The organism is Flavobacterium sp. HBTb2-11-1 (assembly GCF_009826975.1).
Lineage (GTDB): Bacteria > Bacteroidota > Bacteroidia > Flavobacteriales > Flavobacteriaceae > Flavobacterium.
The window spans coordinates 97678-112876 of sequence record NZ_WUMO01000007.1 but is presented as its reverse complement, the minus strand read 5'-3'; the positions used below and the strand labels follow the sequence as shown (position 1 = coordinate 112876).

Annotated in this window: 20 protein-coding genes; 5 read left to right on the top strand and 15 right to left on the bottom strand. The window is 33.5% G+C overall.

The features are described from left to right. Positions 1 to 49 precede the first annotated feature (49 nt). From GR162_RS16300 to GR162_RS16280, 5 genes are all read left to right on the top strand, one after another. Entirely contained in the window at positions 50 to 910 is an 861-nt protein-coding gene (locus tag GR162_RS16300; protein WP_160783006.1) for a YicC/YloC family endoribonuclease, read from the top strand. 2 nt (positions 911 to 912) lie between these two features. Further along, entirely contained in the window at positions 913 to 1506 is a 594-nt protein-coding gene (locus tag GR162_RS16295; protein WP_160783005.1) for a hypothetical protein, read from the top strand. Between the two features lie 25 nt (positions 1507 to 1531). Further along, positions 1532 to 2104, top strand: a complete 573-nt coding sequence (gene gmk / locus GR162_RS16290; protein WP_008465369.1) for a guanylate kinase — start codon at positions 1532 to 1534, stop codon at positions 2102 to 2104. Between the two features lie 107 nt (positions 2105 to 2211). Then, complete coding sequence (nadD, locus tag GR162_RS16285) at positions 2212 to 2793, top strand: nicotinate (nicotinamide) nucleotide adenylyltransferase (protein ID WP_160783004.1); 582 nt, start codon at positions 2212 to 2214, stop codon at positions 2791 to 2793. A 186-nt stretch (positions 2794 to 2979) separates the two neighbouring features. Then, positions 2980 to 3498 carry a hypothetical protein gene (locus GR162_RS16280; protein WP_160783003.1) on the top strand — a complete coding sequence of 173 codons (519 nt, stop codon included), beginning with the start codon at positions 2980 to 2982 and terminating at the stop codon, positions 3496 to 3498. Positions 3499 to 3742: 244 nt separating this feature from the next. On the opposite strand, the gene GR162_RS16275 is transcribed toward GR162_RS16280, so the two are convergent. The 15 genes from GR162_RS16275 to GR162_RS16205 all read right to left on the bottom strand — a co-directional run bounded on the left by GR162_RS16275 (position 3743) and on the right by GR162_RS16205 (position 15137). After that, the gene (locus tag GR162_RS16275) at positions 3743 to 5212 is read right to left on the bottom strand and encodes a nicotinate phosphoribosyltransferase (protein WP_160783002.1); all 1470 of its coding nucleotides are present in this window, start codon (positions 5210 to 5212) and stop codon (positions 3743 to 3745) included. Positions 5213 to 5229: 17 nt separating this feature from the next. Beyond that, positions 5230 to 6159 carry an ADP-ribosylglycohydrolase family protein gene (locus GR162_RS16270; RefSeq protein ID WP_160783001.1) on the bottom strand — a complete coding sequence of 310 codons (930 nt, stop codon included), beginning with the start codon at positions 6157 to 6159 and terminating at the stop codon, positions 5230 to 5232. 2 nt (positions 6160 to 6161) lie between these two features. Beyond that, entirely contained in the window at positions 6162 to 6893 is a 732-nt protein-coding gene (locus GR162_RS16265) for a metallophosphoesterase family protein (RefSeq protein ID WP_160783000.1), read from the bottom strand. Between the two features lie 3 nt (positions 6894 to 6896). After that, positions 6897 to 7457: a 2OG-Fe(II) oxygenase gene (locus GR162_RS16260; protein ID WP_160782999.1), complete on the bottom strand. Its 561-nt coding sequence runs from the start codon at positions 7455 to 7457 to the stop codon at positions 6897 to 6899. A gap of 66 nt (positions 7458 to 7523) precedes the next feature. Continuing rightward, a complete protein-coding gene (locus GR162_RS16255) occupies positions 7524 to 8072 on the bottom strand; it encodes an RNA 2'-phosphotransferase (protein ID WP_160782998.1) in 549 nt (182 codons plus the stop codon). 33 nt (positions 8073 to 8105) lie between these two features. Further along, entirely contained in the window at positions 8106 to 8630 is a 525-nt protein-coding gene (locus GR162_RS16250) for an O-acetyl-ADP-ribose deacetylase (protein ID WP_160782997.1), read from the bottom strand. A gap of 9 nt (positions 8631 to 8639) precedes the next feature. Further along, a complete protein-coding gene (locus GR162_RS16245; protein ID WP_160782996.1) occupies positions 8640 to 9167 on the bottom strand; it encodes an NADAR family protein in 528 nt (175 codons plus the stop codon). Between the two features lie 12 nt (positions 9168 to 9179). Then, positions 9180 to 10259 (bottom strand): adenylosuccinate synthetase, encoded by a 1080-nt coding sequence (locus GR162_RS16240; protein ID WP_160782995.1) that lies wholly within the window; start codon positions 10257 to 10259, stop codon positions 9180 to 9182. 135 nt (positions 10260 to 10394) lie between these two features. Continuing rightward, positions 10395 to 11264, bottom strand: a complete 870-nt coding sequence (locus tag GR162_RS16235) for a hypothetical protein (protein ID WP_160782994.1) — start codon at positions 11262 to 11264, stop codon at positions 10395 to 10397. Positions 11265 to 11266: 2 nt separating this feature from the next. Continuing rightward, positions 11267 to 11602: a hypothetical protein gene (locus GR162_RS16230; RefSeq protein WP_091494899.1), complete on the bottom strand. Its 336-nt coding sequence runs from the start codon at positions 11600 to 11602 to the stop codon at positions 11267 to 11269. Positions 11603 to 11757: 155 nt separating this feature from the next. After that, a complete protein-coding gene (locus tag GR162_RS16225; protein ID WP_160782993.1) occupies positions 11758 to 12597 on the bottom strand; it encodes an ADP-ribosylglycohydrolase family protein in 840 nt (279 codons plus the stop codon). 11 nt (positions 12598 to 12608) lie between these two features. Next, a complete protein-coding gene (locus GR162_RS16220) occupies positions 12609 to 13079 on the bottom strand; it encodes a nucleoside 2-deoxyribosyltransferase domain-containing protein (RefSeq protein WP_160782992.1) in 471 nt (156 codons plus the stop codon). Continuing rightward, entirely contained in the window at positions 13076 to 13909 is an 834-nt protein-coding gene (gene prs / locus GR162_RS16215) for a ribose-phosphate diphosphokinase (RefSeq protein ID WP_160782991.1), read from the bottom strand. The genes GR162_RS16220 and prs overlap by 4 nt, the downstream gene beginning before the upstream one ends. 74 nt (positions 13910 to 13983) lie before the next feature. Further along, positions 13984 to 14676: an NUDIX domain-containing protein gene (locus tag GR162_RS16210; RefSeq protein ID WP_091129615.1), complete on the bottom strand. Its 693-nt coding sequence runs from the start codon at positions 14674 to 14676 to the stop codon at positions 13984 to 13986. A gap of 104 nt (positions 14677 to 14780) precedes the next feature. After that, the gene (locus GR162_RS16205; RefSeq protein WP_160782990.1) at positions 14781 to 15137 is read right to left on the bottom strand and encodes a PKD domain-containing protein; all 357 of its coding nucleotides are present in this window, start codon (positions 15135 to 15137) and stop codon (positions 14781 to 14783) included. Positions 15138 to 15199 lie beyond the last annotated feature (62 nt).

Here is a 15199-nt window from a genome sequence, read left to right as displayed (position 1 = left end):
CCAAATAGAGCAAACTTTTATTTATCTTTGCGCCTTTATACTCAATTATATGATACAATCTATGACAGGGTTTGGCAAAGCTTCTTTGCAATTGCCTACAAAAAAAATTACCGTTGAAGTAAAATCCCTAAACAGTAAAGGTTTAGATTTGAATGTAAGAATGCCATCAGTTTACCGCGAATTGGAACTTGGTTTACGAACTCTCATTTCGACCAAACTGGAAAGAGGTAAAATTGATTTTGCAATTTATGTAGAAAGCACTGCAGAGCAGACTTCAACCAAAGTAAATGTACCTGTTGTAAAAAATTATATCGCACAATTAAAAGAAGTAAATCCCGATGCTGACGAAACTGAATTAATGAAAATGGCTGTTCGTATGCCAGATACATTAAAAACAGAACGCGAAGAAATTGATGAAAATGATTGGGAGCAAATTCAGGTAATTATTGACGAAGCACTTCAAAACATCTTAAATTTCAGAAAAGATGAAGGAGAAGCACTTGAAAAAGAATTCAATTTCCGAATTGGAAACATTCGCCAATATATGAACGATACTTTGGCACTTGATCCAGAGCGTGTACAAGCTATAAAAGATCGTTTGCAAACTGCGATTTCAGAATTGCAAGTTAATGTTGATGAAAATCGTTTTGAACAGGAATTAATCTATTATTTAGAGAAACTAGATATTACAGAAGAAAAAGTACGTTTAGGAAATCATTTAGATTACTTTTTGGAAACTTTAAATGGTTCTGAAGCCAACGGAAGAAAACTTGGTTTTATCACTCAGGAAATGGGGCGTGAAATCAATACCATGGGTTCTAAATCTAATCATGCTCAAATGCAGAAATTAGTCGTGATGATGAAAGATGAATTGGAGAAAATCAAGGAGCAAGTATTGAATGTTCTTTAAAAATGAAATATTATCTTGTCTTTATCTTTTTCACAATATTCAATTGTTTCAGTCAAGAAGTATCTGAAATAAACAAAGTTTTAGAAATACCAAACACTTTAGAACATCAGCAAGAAATTCGCATTTATAAAGATTCTTTTACAAGTAAAACTGAAATTTTAAGATTATTCAAAGATCAGACTAATGAATGGATTGCTCAGAAATTTTGGTTTTTCAAAAACATTAAAAGTGTAACCAAAATTGATGAAATTCGTTTTCCAAAAGAAAGTATTGGTAAATTAAAACCAAAAGATCCAGAATTAATTTGGCTTAATTTACTTATTACAAATGTCGAGTTCCTTCCGAACATGGAAGCCATTAGATATAAATTTGGCAAACCAAAAATTGATTTAGACAGAGGCGAACAAGTAATCTCTAGAATAAAAAAACAAGTTCTAGACGGAGTTGAATATAAAGTATATGTTAGAAATGGAAAAACCAAAAACAGTTTCTATTTCGACAATCCTAAAACTTACTTAAAGTATTATCCAACAGTCGACGAATTAATTTCATATAATGAATTACTATCTGTTCTAGAAAAGGAATTTAACTTTTAAAGACAGATCACACATAACCAACACAATGAACAAAGGAAAATTAATTGTTTTTTCGGCACCCTCAGGCTCAGGTAAAACAACTATCGTAAAACATTTATTAGGACAAGAAGATTTAAATCTTGAATTTTCGATTTCGGCAGCATCGCGTGCACCACGCGGTGAAGAAGTACACGGAAAGGATTATTATTTCATTTCGCTAGAAGAATTCAAAAAGCACATTAAAGCTGAGGATTTCTTAGAATGGGAAGAAGTTTACCGCGACAATTTCTATGGAACTTTAAAATCGGAGATTGAAAGAATCTGGGCTCTTGGAAAAAATGTCATTTTTGATATTGACGTGGTTGGCGGTCTTCGCATTAAACATAAATTTCCAGAAGAAACTTTAGCTGTTTTTGTTAAACCTCCAAGTGTTGACGAATTAAAACGCCGATTAAAACAGCGTTCTACAGAAAGTGAAGACAAAATTAATATGCGTATTGCAAAAGCTTCGGTTGAATTGGCAACTGCTCCTCAATTTGACACCATTATTAAAAACTACGATTTAGATACTGCTAAAGAAGAAGCATATCAATTAGTGAAAGAGTTCGTAAATAAGTAATTTTATTACGCAAAGATTCACGAGGACAAACACGGAGATTCGCAAAACATTTTTAAACTTTGCGAATCTTTGTGTTATCTTAGCAACTCTCTGCGAAACTATACAAAATGAAAATAGGTCTTTACTTCGGAACATATAACCCTATACATGTTGGTCATTTGATCATTGCTAATCATATGGCTGAGTTTGCAGATTTAGATCAGATTTGGATGGTCGTTACACCTCACAATCCGTTAAAAAAGAAAGCAACTTTATTAGACGACCAGCAGCGTTTGCAAATGGTCTATCTGGCAACAGAAGATTATCCGAAGATAAAACCGTCAGATATTGAGTTTAAATTACCTCAACCAAGTTACACAGTGATTACACTCGCTCATTTACAAGAAAAATATCCAAATCATGAATTTTCTTTAATTATGGGCGAAGACAACCTGAAAACGCTTCACAAATGGCGAAATTATGAAGTGATTCTTGAAAATCATAATATTTATGTGTATCCGAGAATTTCTGATGAACCTGAAAATCTGGAATTAAAATCGCATCCGAAAATTCATGTAATCGATGCACCTATTGTAGAAATTTCTTCAACTTTTATTCGAAATAGCATTAAAGAGGGTAAAAATATTCAGCCTTTATTGCCTCGAAAGGTTTGGGAATATATTGATCATAATAATTTTTATAAGAAGTAGATGCTTTTTTCTGCTTCAATTTTTATTCCTGAAAAATCAAAAGGTCTTAATTTAACTAAGTCCGAAAAAATTTGCTGGTATTCACTTGCTGTGCTCATTGCCTACTCATTACCATGCTTATTTATCGAGAATTTTTACAATTATAAATTTCCTCAATGGGTTCATTATCCCGCATTTTTCGCTTTTTTGATAAATTTCAGTAGTTATTTTATCAGACTAACAGAATTTGAAAATCTTAACGGATACTTAGAGGGTGTAATTTCATTTAAAGAAAACTTCTTAATCATTAATGAGATTGAATTTAAATATTCTGAATTGGAGAATTTATTAATTTATGGAAACTCATTCTCAGGAGAAAAAACAAAAAATTACAGATATGGTCCTATGTATGGAAATGGTGTCGAAAATCTAATTTCATTTACACATAATGGAATTAAAATAGAAAAACACTTTCAATTAAATTCAGAACGTCATCTTGATGAATTGCAAAATTCTTTGATTCATATTATTACTGAGGACAAAATTCCTTTCAAAAAGGAATATTTAAATTTTATTAATGAAGAGCATCGATCTTACATTCTTTTTGAATTTTTAATTGGAAAATTGATTCAAGAAAAGAAAATTGATTATAAAGAAGGTGTTAACATGGTAAAATTCAATTCAAATAAAGACATCACAGAATTTAAAGCAAAATATTGCGCTTAAAACATCCCTTTAAATTGCTTCCAGTTTTAACTGGAGGCTTTTTATTTTTTAGCAATAAATGGCTTTAGCCAAAATTGCGATAGTTTGGCTAAAGCCTATCCAGATTGCAGATATTTTTTACCTCCAGTTAAAACTGGAGGCAATTCATTAAGACTATACACACAATCTTGTCATTCCTGACAAACTGAATTGAGACACAATCATAAAAAAAGCCTGAACATAAAATTCAAGCTTTTGGCTATAATTAAGCTTCAACGCTTACTTCATTTTTCACTCTCGTTCTTATTTCACTCAGTGATTGATCAACCAAAAGTTTTCCATCTCTAAAAACTTCCTTCAATTCACCTTGTTTTTCTTCTTCCCAAGAAACATTATCAGTTAAGTGATACTTTCCGTCGATTAAATCAATTTTCATCAATCCCTTAGCCGATTTTTTAGTTCCGTCATCTGTGATCGGATCTTTGAAGATCGCTCTTCCCTCTCCGTTTACTTCTCCGTAAGTTGCTTTCATTGCAAATCCGAAAGTATCTCTAGTGTTGTATTGATAGGTGAAAGATCCTATTCCAAGAACAACATTTGTAGAAGCAAATCCTTTTTCTTTTAATCTTTCGCAGATTTGAGTTGCTCTTGCTACGGTGATGCTATCTCCATAAATCGCTCCAATTTGCGGAACCAATTCTTTGAATCCTTTCGCGTTTGTTGTACCGCCAAAAACATCCCAAAGCAATTCGATAACGCCCTTTTTCTCTTGTTCTGTTTTTCCGTTTGGATTTCCACAGATAATATCTACTGGATCACCACTATCAGGACGAATTACGACTTTACCCTCTCTTGAAACGATATCTTCTCTCAATCTTGGCAAATAATCGGTTAAAACTTTCCATAAATCCCAAGTATCAGAAACGATAGAAACAATTCCTTTTGGATATACTTCTGTAATTAATCTTTTAAAAGTTTCGTACTCGCCTTCAGTAGTTCCCATACACATAACAGAATGTTCTGTTGCGGCTACTGAACCTGCAACCAACTCTTGATCTGAATTGGCTTTGTAATATTCTTCTAAGAAATCTATTGCTGGAATAGTATCAGAACCAGTGAAACTCAATAAGTGTCCAGCTGCAGAAGTTAAAGCCGCTTCGATTCCGCCCATTCCTCGCATTGAGAAATCGTGCGCCTGCCAGTCTACAAATTCTGGAACAGAAGAAGTCAGGTCTGCATACTTATCTAAAACTTTTCTATACTCTTTTGCAATTGTAGCAGAGTTGCAAGGCAGCCAAATTACAGCAGAAAGTAAGGTTTCAAAATAATTCGTCAGCCAGAAAAACTCTGGAATAGTATTGTACATGGTAAACATTGGAACTCGCAACGGAACGCTTGCTCCTTCTGGCAAAGCTTTAAAAACCATCGGAATATATCCTAAATCATGTAAATCTTCGATGTGTTTAGTTCCTACCTGGTTTTCTCCCAAATAATTATTGATTCTGCGAGCGTATTTAGCCACTACTTCTTCTTTTGATTTTTTAAAGAAATACTCTTCAAAATCATGAATAATATATTTTTTGATGAAATACTGCAATCCGAAAAATACAACCTCATCCAATCCTTCAATTCTTGATTTACGAGGTGTCCAGTTAGAATATACTAATGTTGTTCCGTCTGGGTATTGTCTTCTGTGGTCAACTTTGTAACCGTCGGTTAATAATAGTGGGTTCATATATTTTCTATTTATATTTAATGTGATAATCGTTCTGCTAAATCTTTAATATCATTGGATCTGACTAAATTGTCGATCCATTTTTGTGGAATATTGTCAATTCCATAATAAATTCCTGCAAGTCCGCCTGCGATTGCTCCTGTTGTATCGGTATCTTCGCCTAAATTAACCGCTTTTAAAACGGTTTCTTCATAAGAATCGGAATTTAAAAAACACCAAAAGCTCGCTTCTAAACTATGAAGTACATAACCTGATGAATAAATTTCATTTTCTGGATATGCAGAAATATCATTTTTTAAAATTCTATCAAACAATCCAATTTCTACTCGATTAAATTCTTTGCTTTCTAGGAATTTTGTTACGATATTTTGCATTTCTTTATAAGCTTCGAATTTATCTTTATCTTTTAGAATCTCCAAACAATAAACAACATAAATGAAACAAGCAAATACCGAACGGAAATGAGCATGCGTTATGGACGAAACTTCTTTTACTTTTTTATAAATGATTTCAATATCATCTTCTTTTTGAAGATAAAAAACCAATGGCAAAATACGCATTAAGGAACCATTTCCGTTATCGCTTTCAGAAAAACCTCCGCATAAATCTGGCTGATGCCCTTTGGCTATATTGTGAATCGCATGAGTAGTCGCTATTCCAATATCAAAAACTCTTCCATGCGGTGTCCATAATTCTTCACCATACCATTTTACGAAATTTCTAGCGATATCCGCTAAGTCATAACCCGAACATAAACTTTCTGCCAGACAAAAAGCAAGTGAACTATCATCGCTCCATGTTCCTATTGGCTGATGATGTGTTCCAAAACCAAACATTTCAATAACTGGATTTTCTTTTAGGTACTTTCTCGACTTAAATTCAACCGGAACTCCTAAAGCGTCTCCAATTGCCAATCCAAATAAACCTGATTCTATTTTGTTTTTCATTTTTACTTATTTCTTCCTTTTTCGTTAGGATAAAGCGTCTGCACAGCATCACTTTGCCAAAAAACTTTCGTTTCAACATCCAGACAAGTTAATTTACCATAAAAACCTGCTCCAGTATCAATATTCCAAACATTACATCCTTGCATCGGAATTTCGACATTATAATGAAGTGTTGGTGTGTGACCAATATAAATTTCATTAAAAAGCAGTAATCGTTTTGGATATGACAGTGAATCTTTTGGGATTCTTTTATCCATGGTCAGAGCCATTTCCCAAAGCGTTCTGTCCCACGAATAATTGGTTTTGTAATGCTCTTTTTCTGGTCCGTGCATCGATGAAAATCCAGCATGAATAAACAAATTGTTGTTTTCGTCTACAAAGTAATCTTTCATATTATTGAAAAACTGACGATGCTTTTCTTTTTCTGAAAAATCAATATTCTGATAACTTTCTATAGTCGATTTTCCTCCATGCAAAAACCAAATATCGTTTATAACATCATTCATCAACCATTCTTGACACCAGACATCGTGATTTCCTTTTATGAAAATACATTCGTGTTTTTGAGATAATTCAATAAGAAAATCAATAACCTGAGCCGATTCGCTCCAACCATCTACATAATCTCCTAAGAAAATTAGCCGACCATTTTCAGACACATCAATTCTGTCCAGTAATTGAACCAAAGCTTTTAATCCCCCGTGAATGTCTCCAAAAACTATTGTTCTTTTCATTAATTAAATACTGTCTTTGCGTTTATACATAATATCACTTCTTAAAACATATTTTATTCCCGAAATCAAAGCAGCTCCTTCGTGACGCTGTTTATGCTCAAAAATAAGGGCTGATCCCATTTTAGGTTCGATAATTTCACCCGAAGCAAATTTTGTTTCTCCCCCTTCATAACCATCGTTCAGATAAATAAGAAATGTGTAATAACTAGATTCAAATTCATTTCGTTTATAACTTCCGTCAATATGCATTTTAAAACGCTGACTCGGATTATATTTATAGAACCTAAACATCTCATTTAATCCTATAGCTGTAGTATTTCCTACTTCTCTCCTAACATAAGGCTCCAATTTCTGCCATAATAAAGAAGCATATTCATCATCCTGATACATGATACGTTCGTTATTACGTACCATTTTCATCATTTTTTGCGCGCCATCAACATTTACTTCAGCTTCTTCAAAACCAATTTGTTCACTTCTCTCTATTAACTCATTACACTCTTCAACACTAAGAAAATTATCGATTGTGTAAATTTCCTTTTCTTCATTAATAATATTTAACATGATTACGTATTTAGGAATTATTAAAATTGTTTCTTGGAAAGTTTTATATCTAAAGCAATCTGTTTATTATGATGCAAACTCAATGTACTTTGCTGGAACCTCATCAGTCAGCCAAACATTATTTTCGGATAAATAAAATTTGAATCCGTCTCTAAACATGGCTCCGCTTCTAACGGTTAAAATCTGCGGAACTCCTCTTCTGCTTCCTACTTTTGCTGCCGTTTCCTTGTCTTTTGAAAGATGTACGTGCTGACGGCTCATTTTTTTCAAACCATCATTTTTGATGCTTTCCATAAACTTTCCAACCGTTCCATGATACAGATATTCTGAAGGTTCTGTTTCGGCTAAATTCAATTCAACTGAAATCGAATGTCCCTGACTTGCACGTATTTTGGTTTTATCTTCATTGTAAGCAAAACGCTTTTTATCGTTATTTTCTACTACGTAATCTAAAAGTTCGGCGTCGAGACGATTCCCTTTTTTATTACATTTTGCTATTAATTCTTCGACATCTGCCCAGCCGTTTTCGTCTAATTTTAATCCGATTTTTTCCGGCGAATGTCTGAGCACCAGACTTAGAAATTTGCTGACGCTCTTTGCTATTTGTTCATTCATAATAAATATTTTTTTTCTACCGATGAAATGTTCCTACGGAACATCTTCGATCTGCAAAAGACTTTTGTAAATCTTATAATTTTCATCATCGAAACAGACAAATATCACTTTTTCTATTTCAACAGATTTTTCAAAATCTTTTACGGTTTTTACAGCAATTTCTGCTGCTTTATCTTTTGGAAAATGATAAATTCCAGTACTTATATTTGGAAAAGCAATAGATTTAATTCCATTTTGAATGGCGAGATTCAAACTATTCGTATAGCAATCAGCCAGTAATTTAGATTTCTCTTCTTTATCACCATTCCAAACTGATCCGACTGTATGAATAACATATTTTGAAGGTAGATTTCCTGCTGTCGTTATAACCGCTTCGCCTGTTTTACATCCGCCTTGCTTATTGCGAATTTGGATGCATTCCTCTAAAATAGCTTTTCCTCCCTTTCTGTGGATAGCTCCATCAACTCCTCCTCCACCTAACAGGGAAGTATTTGCGGCATTAACAATCGCATCAACCTCAATTTCTGTTATATCTGCTTTTAGAAGTTCTATTTTCATCTCCAAAATTTATCTCAATTCATCCCTAACCTCCATCAAAGCAAAACCTAAAAGATTCAAACCTTTCCATTTTTCAGGATTTAGCGCCTCTGTATGATCGCTTGCCATTCCGATTCCCCAAATTGAATCTACTGGACTCGCTTCTACAATAACTCTATCGTTTGTGTTTAAGAGAAATGTTTTCAAATCAGGATTTTGACTGAATTTATGATAGTTTCCTTCTTTTACAATTTCAAATCGGTTTTCTAACCAGATTCTGTCATCATAATTTCTCACTTTGCGACCTAGTTTTTTGGCTTCGGCAGGCGAATTGCATTTTATGATTTTTTCTAAAATTTCCTGATCCTTGAACAATTCCGCTTTTTTGGCCATCATCCAGTGTTCAGTTGTTTTATAAGTTACATCATTAACTTCGAACGAACTTAACCACCATTGGCTGAAACAGGTTTTAGTAATCGTTCCGTCTTTACTTGGCTGGTGTCCCCAGAAAAACAAAAACTTACTTTCTGGAACTATATTTTCTATATTGTATTTCATTTTTTCTAATTATTAATACAAAGAAGTAATCTTTTTAAAATCTTTTGAATCTGGAGAAAATGATCCGTAAATGGTATCGAAATCTGTTGTTAGTTTTTCAAATTCATAATCCTTTTCTAACTGATCCATGCACGTTACAACCAAATTTCTTTTTGCATTCTGACTATAAGCGGCATCTAATTTTAAAGCGTAATTCAACAAATCATAATCCAGCTCCCCAAATCTAAGATGTTTTTGATATTCGTTAAAAACGCAGGTTTCTTCTTCGTTGTTTTTTAATTGTATTTCTCTTTCATTTGGCATCCAGCCGTGACCGTGTCTTGTGGTGTAACTTCTGGTTGCGTAGTACACTTCGACATCTTCAATTTTTAGTTTATTACAGATTTCAATTGCATTTTTTGAAGTGGTATTGGCATAAGTAACATTCGGAAAAACACCATGATCCATATCTAGCAAAATTCCTTGACTGCCTTCAAAAATCAGATTTTCGTATTTTGAAAGAAACGTATAATCGACAATATTCCATTGTATTTTATCGATTGCTTCTAGATATTGATTGACTTCTTCGTCGATTTCACTTTCGTTTAAAAAACCATAGTAATAAGCGATTTGGTTTAGTTTTTCTAAAAGCATTTCTCGAGGCGCAATCAAATCGATGGCAAACAATTTATACGGACCTTCGTTTCTTTTCATGGTTGAACCAATACCCTTTCCGCAGGTTCCATTTTCAATGTTTCGCACATTTCCTCTGTTGTGCCAGACATCAAAAGGAGTGGTAATTTTTGCTAAAGGATGAATGTACAAATCCAGATTAGCTTCTTTTTCTTTTAATTCTTCTCTTTCGTTGTATAAAAAGAGTGGATGAATCGTACAGTGTTCGCTGTAATAAGACGGAAGACCACGGAGTGCTCCACTTGCAAAACTCGAATGCACGTGTTTTCTATTGTCGATCATAACAGTATGAGCGGCCTGTTGCCCTCCTGAAAAGCGAATAACAATAGATTCAGGATTTTGTCTTGCCAGAAAATCTGTTGTTATGCCTTTTCCTTCATCGCCAAATCCTAAACCTATAACTATTTTCGCTGTTTTCATTTTGTTGCTATTTTAATCTCGCAAAGGCGCTAAGTCACTAAGTTTTTCTTTTAACTTAACTTTCTAATTAAGAATCTTTGCGTCTCCGCGACTTTGCGAGCATAATTTTTCATTACTAAGAAATCTGAGAAACTTTTAAAGCATTTGTATATTATCCAAACTGCTATCACTTGCATCAGAAACCGGTATTGTTCCTAAACCAGAACTTTTATGTTTATCGCAGATGATCTTTTTAATTACGTTTGGAATTTCTCTGTGATCCTCAATTGACAAACAGTTTTGTCCCAATAATTGTTTCCATTCTACATCCGCGTCGATGGCTTGTCCTGAATGCAAAACACTAATGTGATATACATCGTATCTTTTTTGAGCTTCTGCCAATAATTCAAGATGTGTATAAGTCTGTTGTCCTTGACCCATAATTTCTTTAATTGCCGAAGCTGGAAGCGTTTTCAAACCTGGCTCATCACCCACTGTAAACAATAATCCTTTTTGTCCTCTTTTTTCGAATGCATCTGTTTTCGTGTGAAATGCTGCAAAATACCATGCTAAAAGATAGCTTTCACCAGCGTTTCCTCCACCTCCACCTTCGATATACGTTCTTGTTAACCACATATCCAATTCTTCGTCACCAGATTCAAACTGTCCGACTTGTAACGGATATCGGTCACATTCATGATCTCCAATTCCTAAGAATAAAAGTGCTGGATCTGGAACGCCTCCTTGAATAATTCCTCCCATCAATTTTGGAAGCCCATCTTTTATCAATTCGTGTGGAATATGCCCCATACTTCCTGTAACGTCCAATCCTAAAATAATCGGAACCGTGTTTGGATGAACATCTGAATCTCTTGCTTCTCTAAAAATCACTCCATTCGGATTCATAGATTCGTGAGCCTTATGCAATGCATTCTGTGTAAATATCTCGCTGGCCGATTTTTTTCCGTAACCTGCTGCTTCTGCTCTGCTCAAACGAGCGCTTATATCGTATCTTGTACCTCCCATGATTAATATTTTTTACCAAATAAATATTCAAATCTCTTTTTTGTAACCTCAAACTGGATGTTTAAATTTCTAATCGTCAGCGAAAGTTCCATGTCTTTCTGAACAAAGGCTTCTGGCTGAAAATCGGCAAAAGTCAAACTGTTTTTATCCAGCGGACTAATATCAATTAATCCTTCTTGTTCTCTTTCGAGTCTTTTGATTTTTAATTCGATATCTTCGACTCTTCTTCTGTATATTAATTCAGAATCTTCACCAATTACTTTGGCTCTGTCTTCTCTTATCTGATCATTGTTTCTTCTTAAAGATTCAATAAATCTTGGTTTTAAATCGTCGCTCATAATATTTTGGTTGTTTTTGTTTCAGGTTTTCTTTGTTTCAAGTTTCAGGTTGTGCACTGAACTTGCCATTTGAAACATTATCCTAAAACTGTTAATAGATATTCTTTTTAAGGTTTGCCAAAGCAACTTAAACCTGAAACTTGAAACTTCTAATCTCAATGAAACTTCTCTTTTAATTTAAGATCTAAACTGATTAGAAAATCTTTTCCGTATGTGCCATTTTCTAATTCATCATATAAAAACTTTGGCAGCGTTTTTTCGCAATTCTCTTTTTGACTCAAAATCGCCATACTCAAAGCGGCGACAGTATCTGTATCTCCGCCGTAATCGATTCCTCTTTTTAAACAATCTTGCATAGAATCTGCTTCAGAAACCATTTTGATAACAGCTTGAGTGGTAAAATAACCGTGCATATCTATTGGCGATGTTACTTTGTATATTTCCTTTTCTTTTAAAGTATCGTTTACAAAATCAATCAAAGAACTTTTATCTCCCAATTTATACTTGTAGAAATGAACCGCAAGAGCTATTCTTTTAGCACAGCTGATTCCTTCTGCTGTATGATGAGATGTTTTGGCTTGAATCTCACAAAACTCTAGCAATTGATTGACGTCTTTTACAAGTCCGATTGAGTAAGCTCGCATTGCAGATCCATTTCCGCTACTTCTGTTATCAATTATTTTTAGAAAATCAGTTCCGTTTTTACTCGCATCTAATGCATTATAAACTCTGTCTGAATATCCTCTTCTTTTATCTCTATGAAAAACTTCAACAAACTTATCGGCCACTTTTACCTCATTCCAATTGTCATCTTCTAACAAAAGTTCTGTTATTGCAATTGCCATTTGTGTATCGTCAGTATATCTTTTATAGATTTCTGCATACATTCCATGCTTATGATATTGAGTCAAATCATTGTTTTTAATAATGTAATCTAACTCCTGAAATTCAAATCCTGCTCCGTAGGCATCACCGATTGCTGCTTCTAGTATCATTTTTTATGGATTTATAAATTGATTAAATTCTTTAATGCCTTAGTTAAGTCTTCTAAATTTTCAAAAGTTGAAATCCCTTTTCGTTTACAGACAATATCAATATTGCCCTTTCTCCAAAAACCTTCTTCACAACAGACGAGCATTTTCTTTGAATCTGCAAACAATCCCAATTCGAGCATTGAAATCGGAGATTTAGAATTTCTATCAAAAAACATAATGATGAAATCTGACTTTTCTAAAGCATCTAATTCCCAATTGACCTGATCGCTGAATTGTTTATTTTGTATAGATTGTATCCAGCTAGAATCCCAATTGGCTCTTCGTGGGTTTAAAACAACAATCTCTTTTTCGTTGTAAAAACTCTGGAAATCATTAATTACTTTTTGCTGCCAATCTTCTGAATTTCCCATTTCTATTGTTCCAGCCAGAAATATTTTGATTCCTTTCTTTTCAATTTCGTTTACTGGATAAATGACTTTCATATCAATTGATCTAATCCAATCACCTGAACACTTTCACCTTCAAAATCTTTAAAAGAATTGGTTGTAAAAATTCCGTCGAAGCAGTTTAAAACTTCAAAACCTTTATTGAAGATTCCGTGGCTTACGGCTAAGTATAATTTTCCGGCATTTTTCTTTTTTAATTCTTCTGCTAATCCTACGAAAGTTCCTCCTCCATCGCAGATATCGTCTACAATTAAACAATCCATTCCTTGTAAATCATCTTCGTAAACTTTAAAACCAGATAGTTTTCCAGTTTTTACATCACGGCTTTTGCTGCATTCTACAACCTCAACACCACCTAAAAACTCAGATACTTTGTAGATTTTTTTCAAAGCGCCTCCGTCTGGAGAAATTAGTTTTACATCATTTCCTATGTTTTCTAAAACTGCTTTTATAAAAGTATAATTCGGAATTACAGTGCTATTATTCAACAAAGCAGGAGTTACTTCTGAGTGCGCATCAAAAACAAAAACTTTGTTCAATTGCATCGCATTAATAATATCAGCATATACTTTTACAGATAATGGTTCGCCAGGAATCATAACACGATCTTGTCTTGCAGCTGGAAAATACGGAATAAAAAGATCTATAATCTTAACATCCATTCTACGCAACGCATCAACCGTAACGCACAATAAACCTAAATCGTTGAATGAATTTAATCTATGTGTAATGGTTACTTTTCTATTGGCATCAAAATCTGGTGTAATTTTAATGTGTGGCTCACCTCCAGAAAATGTAAAACTTTGAAATTTGATTTCTTCCTGATTTTGAAATGGAGCGAATTTTGGGTCGAGATTTAGTATCATAGCTTTTTGGTTTGCGTTAATTATACGCAAATGTAGAATTTAATTTTGAATAAACAATTTATTTTGTGTAAAAATTACGCAAACTTTATTTCGAAGTGAAACCCTTTTTGAATTAACTCATTATATTTCAACTTATTGAACTTAAAAAGTTTTGCTGGACGACCTGTTTTAATAGGTGAAAATTTTTCAGTTTCTTCTAAAATACCGTAACTGAGTATTTTTTTTCTGAAATTTCGACGGTCAATTTCCTTTTCTAAAATAGTGCAGTAAAGGTTTTCAAGATCTGAAAACAAAAATTCTTCTGAAAGTAAATCGAAACCAATTGGTTCGTATGTTAATTTGGCTTTAAGCCTTTCTATTCCTTTTTTTAAGATTAAATTATGGTCAAAGGCCAAAGACGGAATCTCATCTATTTTAAACCATTGCACTCTTTCGGCATCAGTATCTGCTTTAATTTCCAAATTTGAAGCATCTACTAAAGCATAATACGCTACTGAAATAACACGGTTTCTGGAATCTCTATGAATGTCATCTCCAAAAGTGTACAATTGTTCCATGAAAGTGAGCTGTACATTTGTTTCTTCATGCAATTCTCGGATTACAGCATCGTTTAAAGATTCATCATTTTGCACTAGACCGCCTGGTAATGCCCAATATTTTTCGGAAGAGCCAAATTGCTGTTCAATCAAAAGCACATATAAACCATTGTTTTTGTATCCAAAAACAATCGCATCAACAGCAATTCTAATATTTTGTAATTTTTCCATAATCTAAACTATCAAACAAATATAACGAATGAGAGCCAATTTTATAATCTAATGCAAAAGCTTAAATTATAAAATTGGCTCTCAAATATGATCGTTTATTATTTCTAGTTTATTGTCACAGTTCGTTTTGGACTAGATGTACATTCTGAACCGTCTTTTTTAATTGTCACCTCTGCTGTAGCCGTATATTCGCCAGCTGCGACATAAGTATGAGTAACTGTTGCACCTGTACCCGAAGTTCCATCTCCAAAATTCCATTTTACACCACTTAGAGTTCCTGTACCACTATACTCAACAGAATAATTCATTAATTTCGGATTAGAAGGATCTGTAGAATTATGCAATTTGATATAAATTGCTTCGGCAAAACAATCTATAACATCATCTGCGTCACTTTTACTGCAGGAATTGGCCATAAAAAATACAACGCCAAATATTAAACACGATACAATCTTTCTCATAATTTGTCCTTTTAGAAATTTACTTTTCTCAAAGTTAGCCTTTTTCAGGCTAAAAAAAGCAT

What these genes read in the sequence shown, in the direction of transcription:
- GR162_RS16205 (WP_160782990.1), bottom strand. Translation starts at nt 15,137, where the DNA reads ATGAGAAAGATTGTATCGTGTTTAATATTTGGCGTTGTATTTTTTATG.
- gmk (WP_008465369.1), top strand. Translation starts at nt 1,532, where the DNA reads ATGAACAAAGGAAAATTAATTGTTTTTTCGGCACCCTCAGGCTCAGGT.
- GR162_RS16230 (WP_091494899.1), bottom strand. Translation starts at nt 11,602, where the DNA reads ATGAGCGACGATTTAAAACCAAGATTTATTGAATCTTTAAGAAGAAAC.
- GR162_RS16295 (WP_160783005.1), top strand. Translation starts at nt 913, where the DNA reads ATGAAATATTATCTTGTCTTTATCTTTTTCACAATATTCAATTGTTTC.
- GR162_RS16300 (WP_160783006.1), top strand. Translation starts at nt 50, where the DNA reads ATGATACAATCTATGACAGGGTTTGGCAAAGCTTCTTTGCAATTGCCT.
- GR162_RS16210 (WP_091129615.1), bottom strand. Translation starts at nt 14,676, where the DNA reads ATGGAAAAATTACAAAATATTAGAATTGCTGTTGATGCGATTGTTTTT.
- nadD (WP_160783004.1), top strand. Translation starts at nt 2,212, where the DNA reads ATGAAAATAGGTCTTTACTTCGGAACATATAACCCTATACATGTTGGT.
- GR162_RS16225 (WP_160782993.1), bottom strand. Translation starts at nt 12,597, where the DNA reads ATGATACTAGAAGCAGCAATCGGTGATGCCTACGGAGCAGGATTTGAA.
- GR162_RS16275 (WP_160783002.1), bottom strand. Translation starts at nt 5,212, where the DNA reads ATGAACCCACTATTATTAACCGACGGTTACAAAGTTGACCACAGAAGA.
- GR162_RS16260 (WP_160782999.1), bottom strand. Translation starts at nt 7,457, where the DNA reads ATGTTAAATATTATTAATGAAGAAAAGGAAATTTACACAATCGATAAT.
- GR162_RS16250 (WP_160782997.1), bottom strand. Translation starts at nt 8,630, where the DNA reads ATGAAAATAGAACTTCTAAAAGCAGATATAACAGAAATTGAGGTTGAT.
- GR162_RS16255 (WP_160782998.1), bottom strand. Translation starts at nt 8,072, where the DNA reads ATGAATGAACAAATAGCAAAGAGCGTCAGCAAATTTCTAAGTCTGGTG.
- GR162_RS16265 (WP_160783000.1), bottom strand. Translation starts at nt 6,893, where the DNA reads ATGAAAAGAACAATAGTTTTTGGAGACATTCACGGGGGATTAAAAGCT.
- GR162_RS16270 (WP_160783001.1), bottom strand. Translation starts at nt 6,159, where the DNA reads ATGAAAAACAAAATAGAATCAGGTTTATTTGGATTGGCAATTGGAGAC.
- prs (WP_160782991.1), bottom strand. Translation starts at nt 13,909, where the DNA reads ATGATACTAAATCTCGACCCAAAATTCGCTCCATTTCAAAATCAGGAA.
- GR162_RS16220 (WP_160782992.1), bottom strand. Translation starts at nt 13,079, where the DNA reads ATGAAAGTCATTTATCCAGTAAACGAAATTGAAAAGAAAGGAATCAAA.
- GR162_RS16240 (WP_160782995.1), bottom strand. Translation starts at nt 10,259, where the DNA reads ATGAAAACAGCGAAAATAGTTATAGGTTTAGGATTTGGCGATGAAGGA.
- GR162_RS16235 (WP_160782994.1), bottom strand. Translation starts at nt 11,264, where the DNA reads ATGGGAGGTACAAGATACGATATAAGCGCTCGTTTGAGCAGAGCAGAA.
- GR162_RS16245 (WP_160782996.1), bottom strand. Translation starts at nt 9,167, where the DNA reads ATGAAATACAATATAGAAAATATAGTTCCAGAAAGTAAGTTTTTGTTT.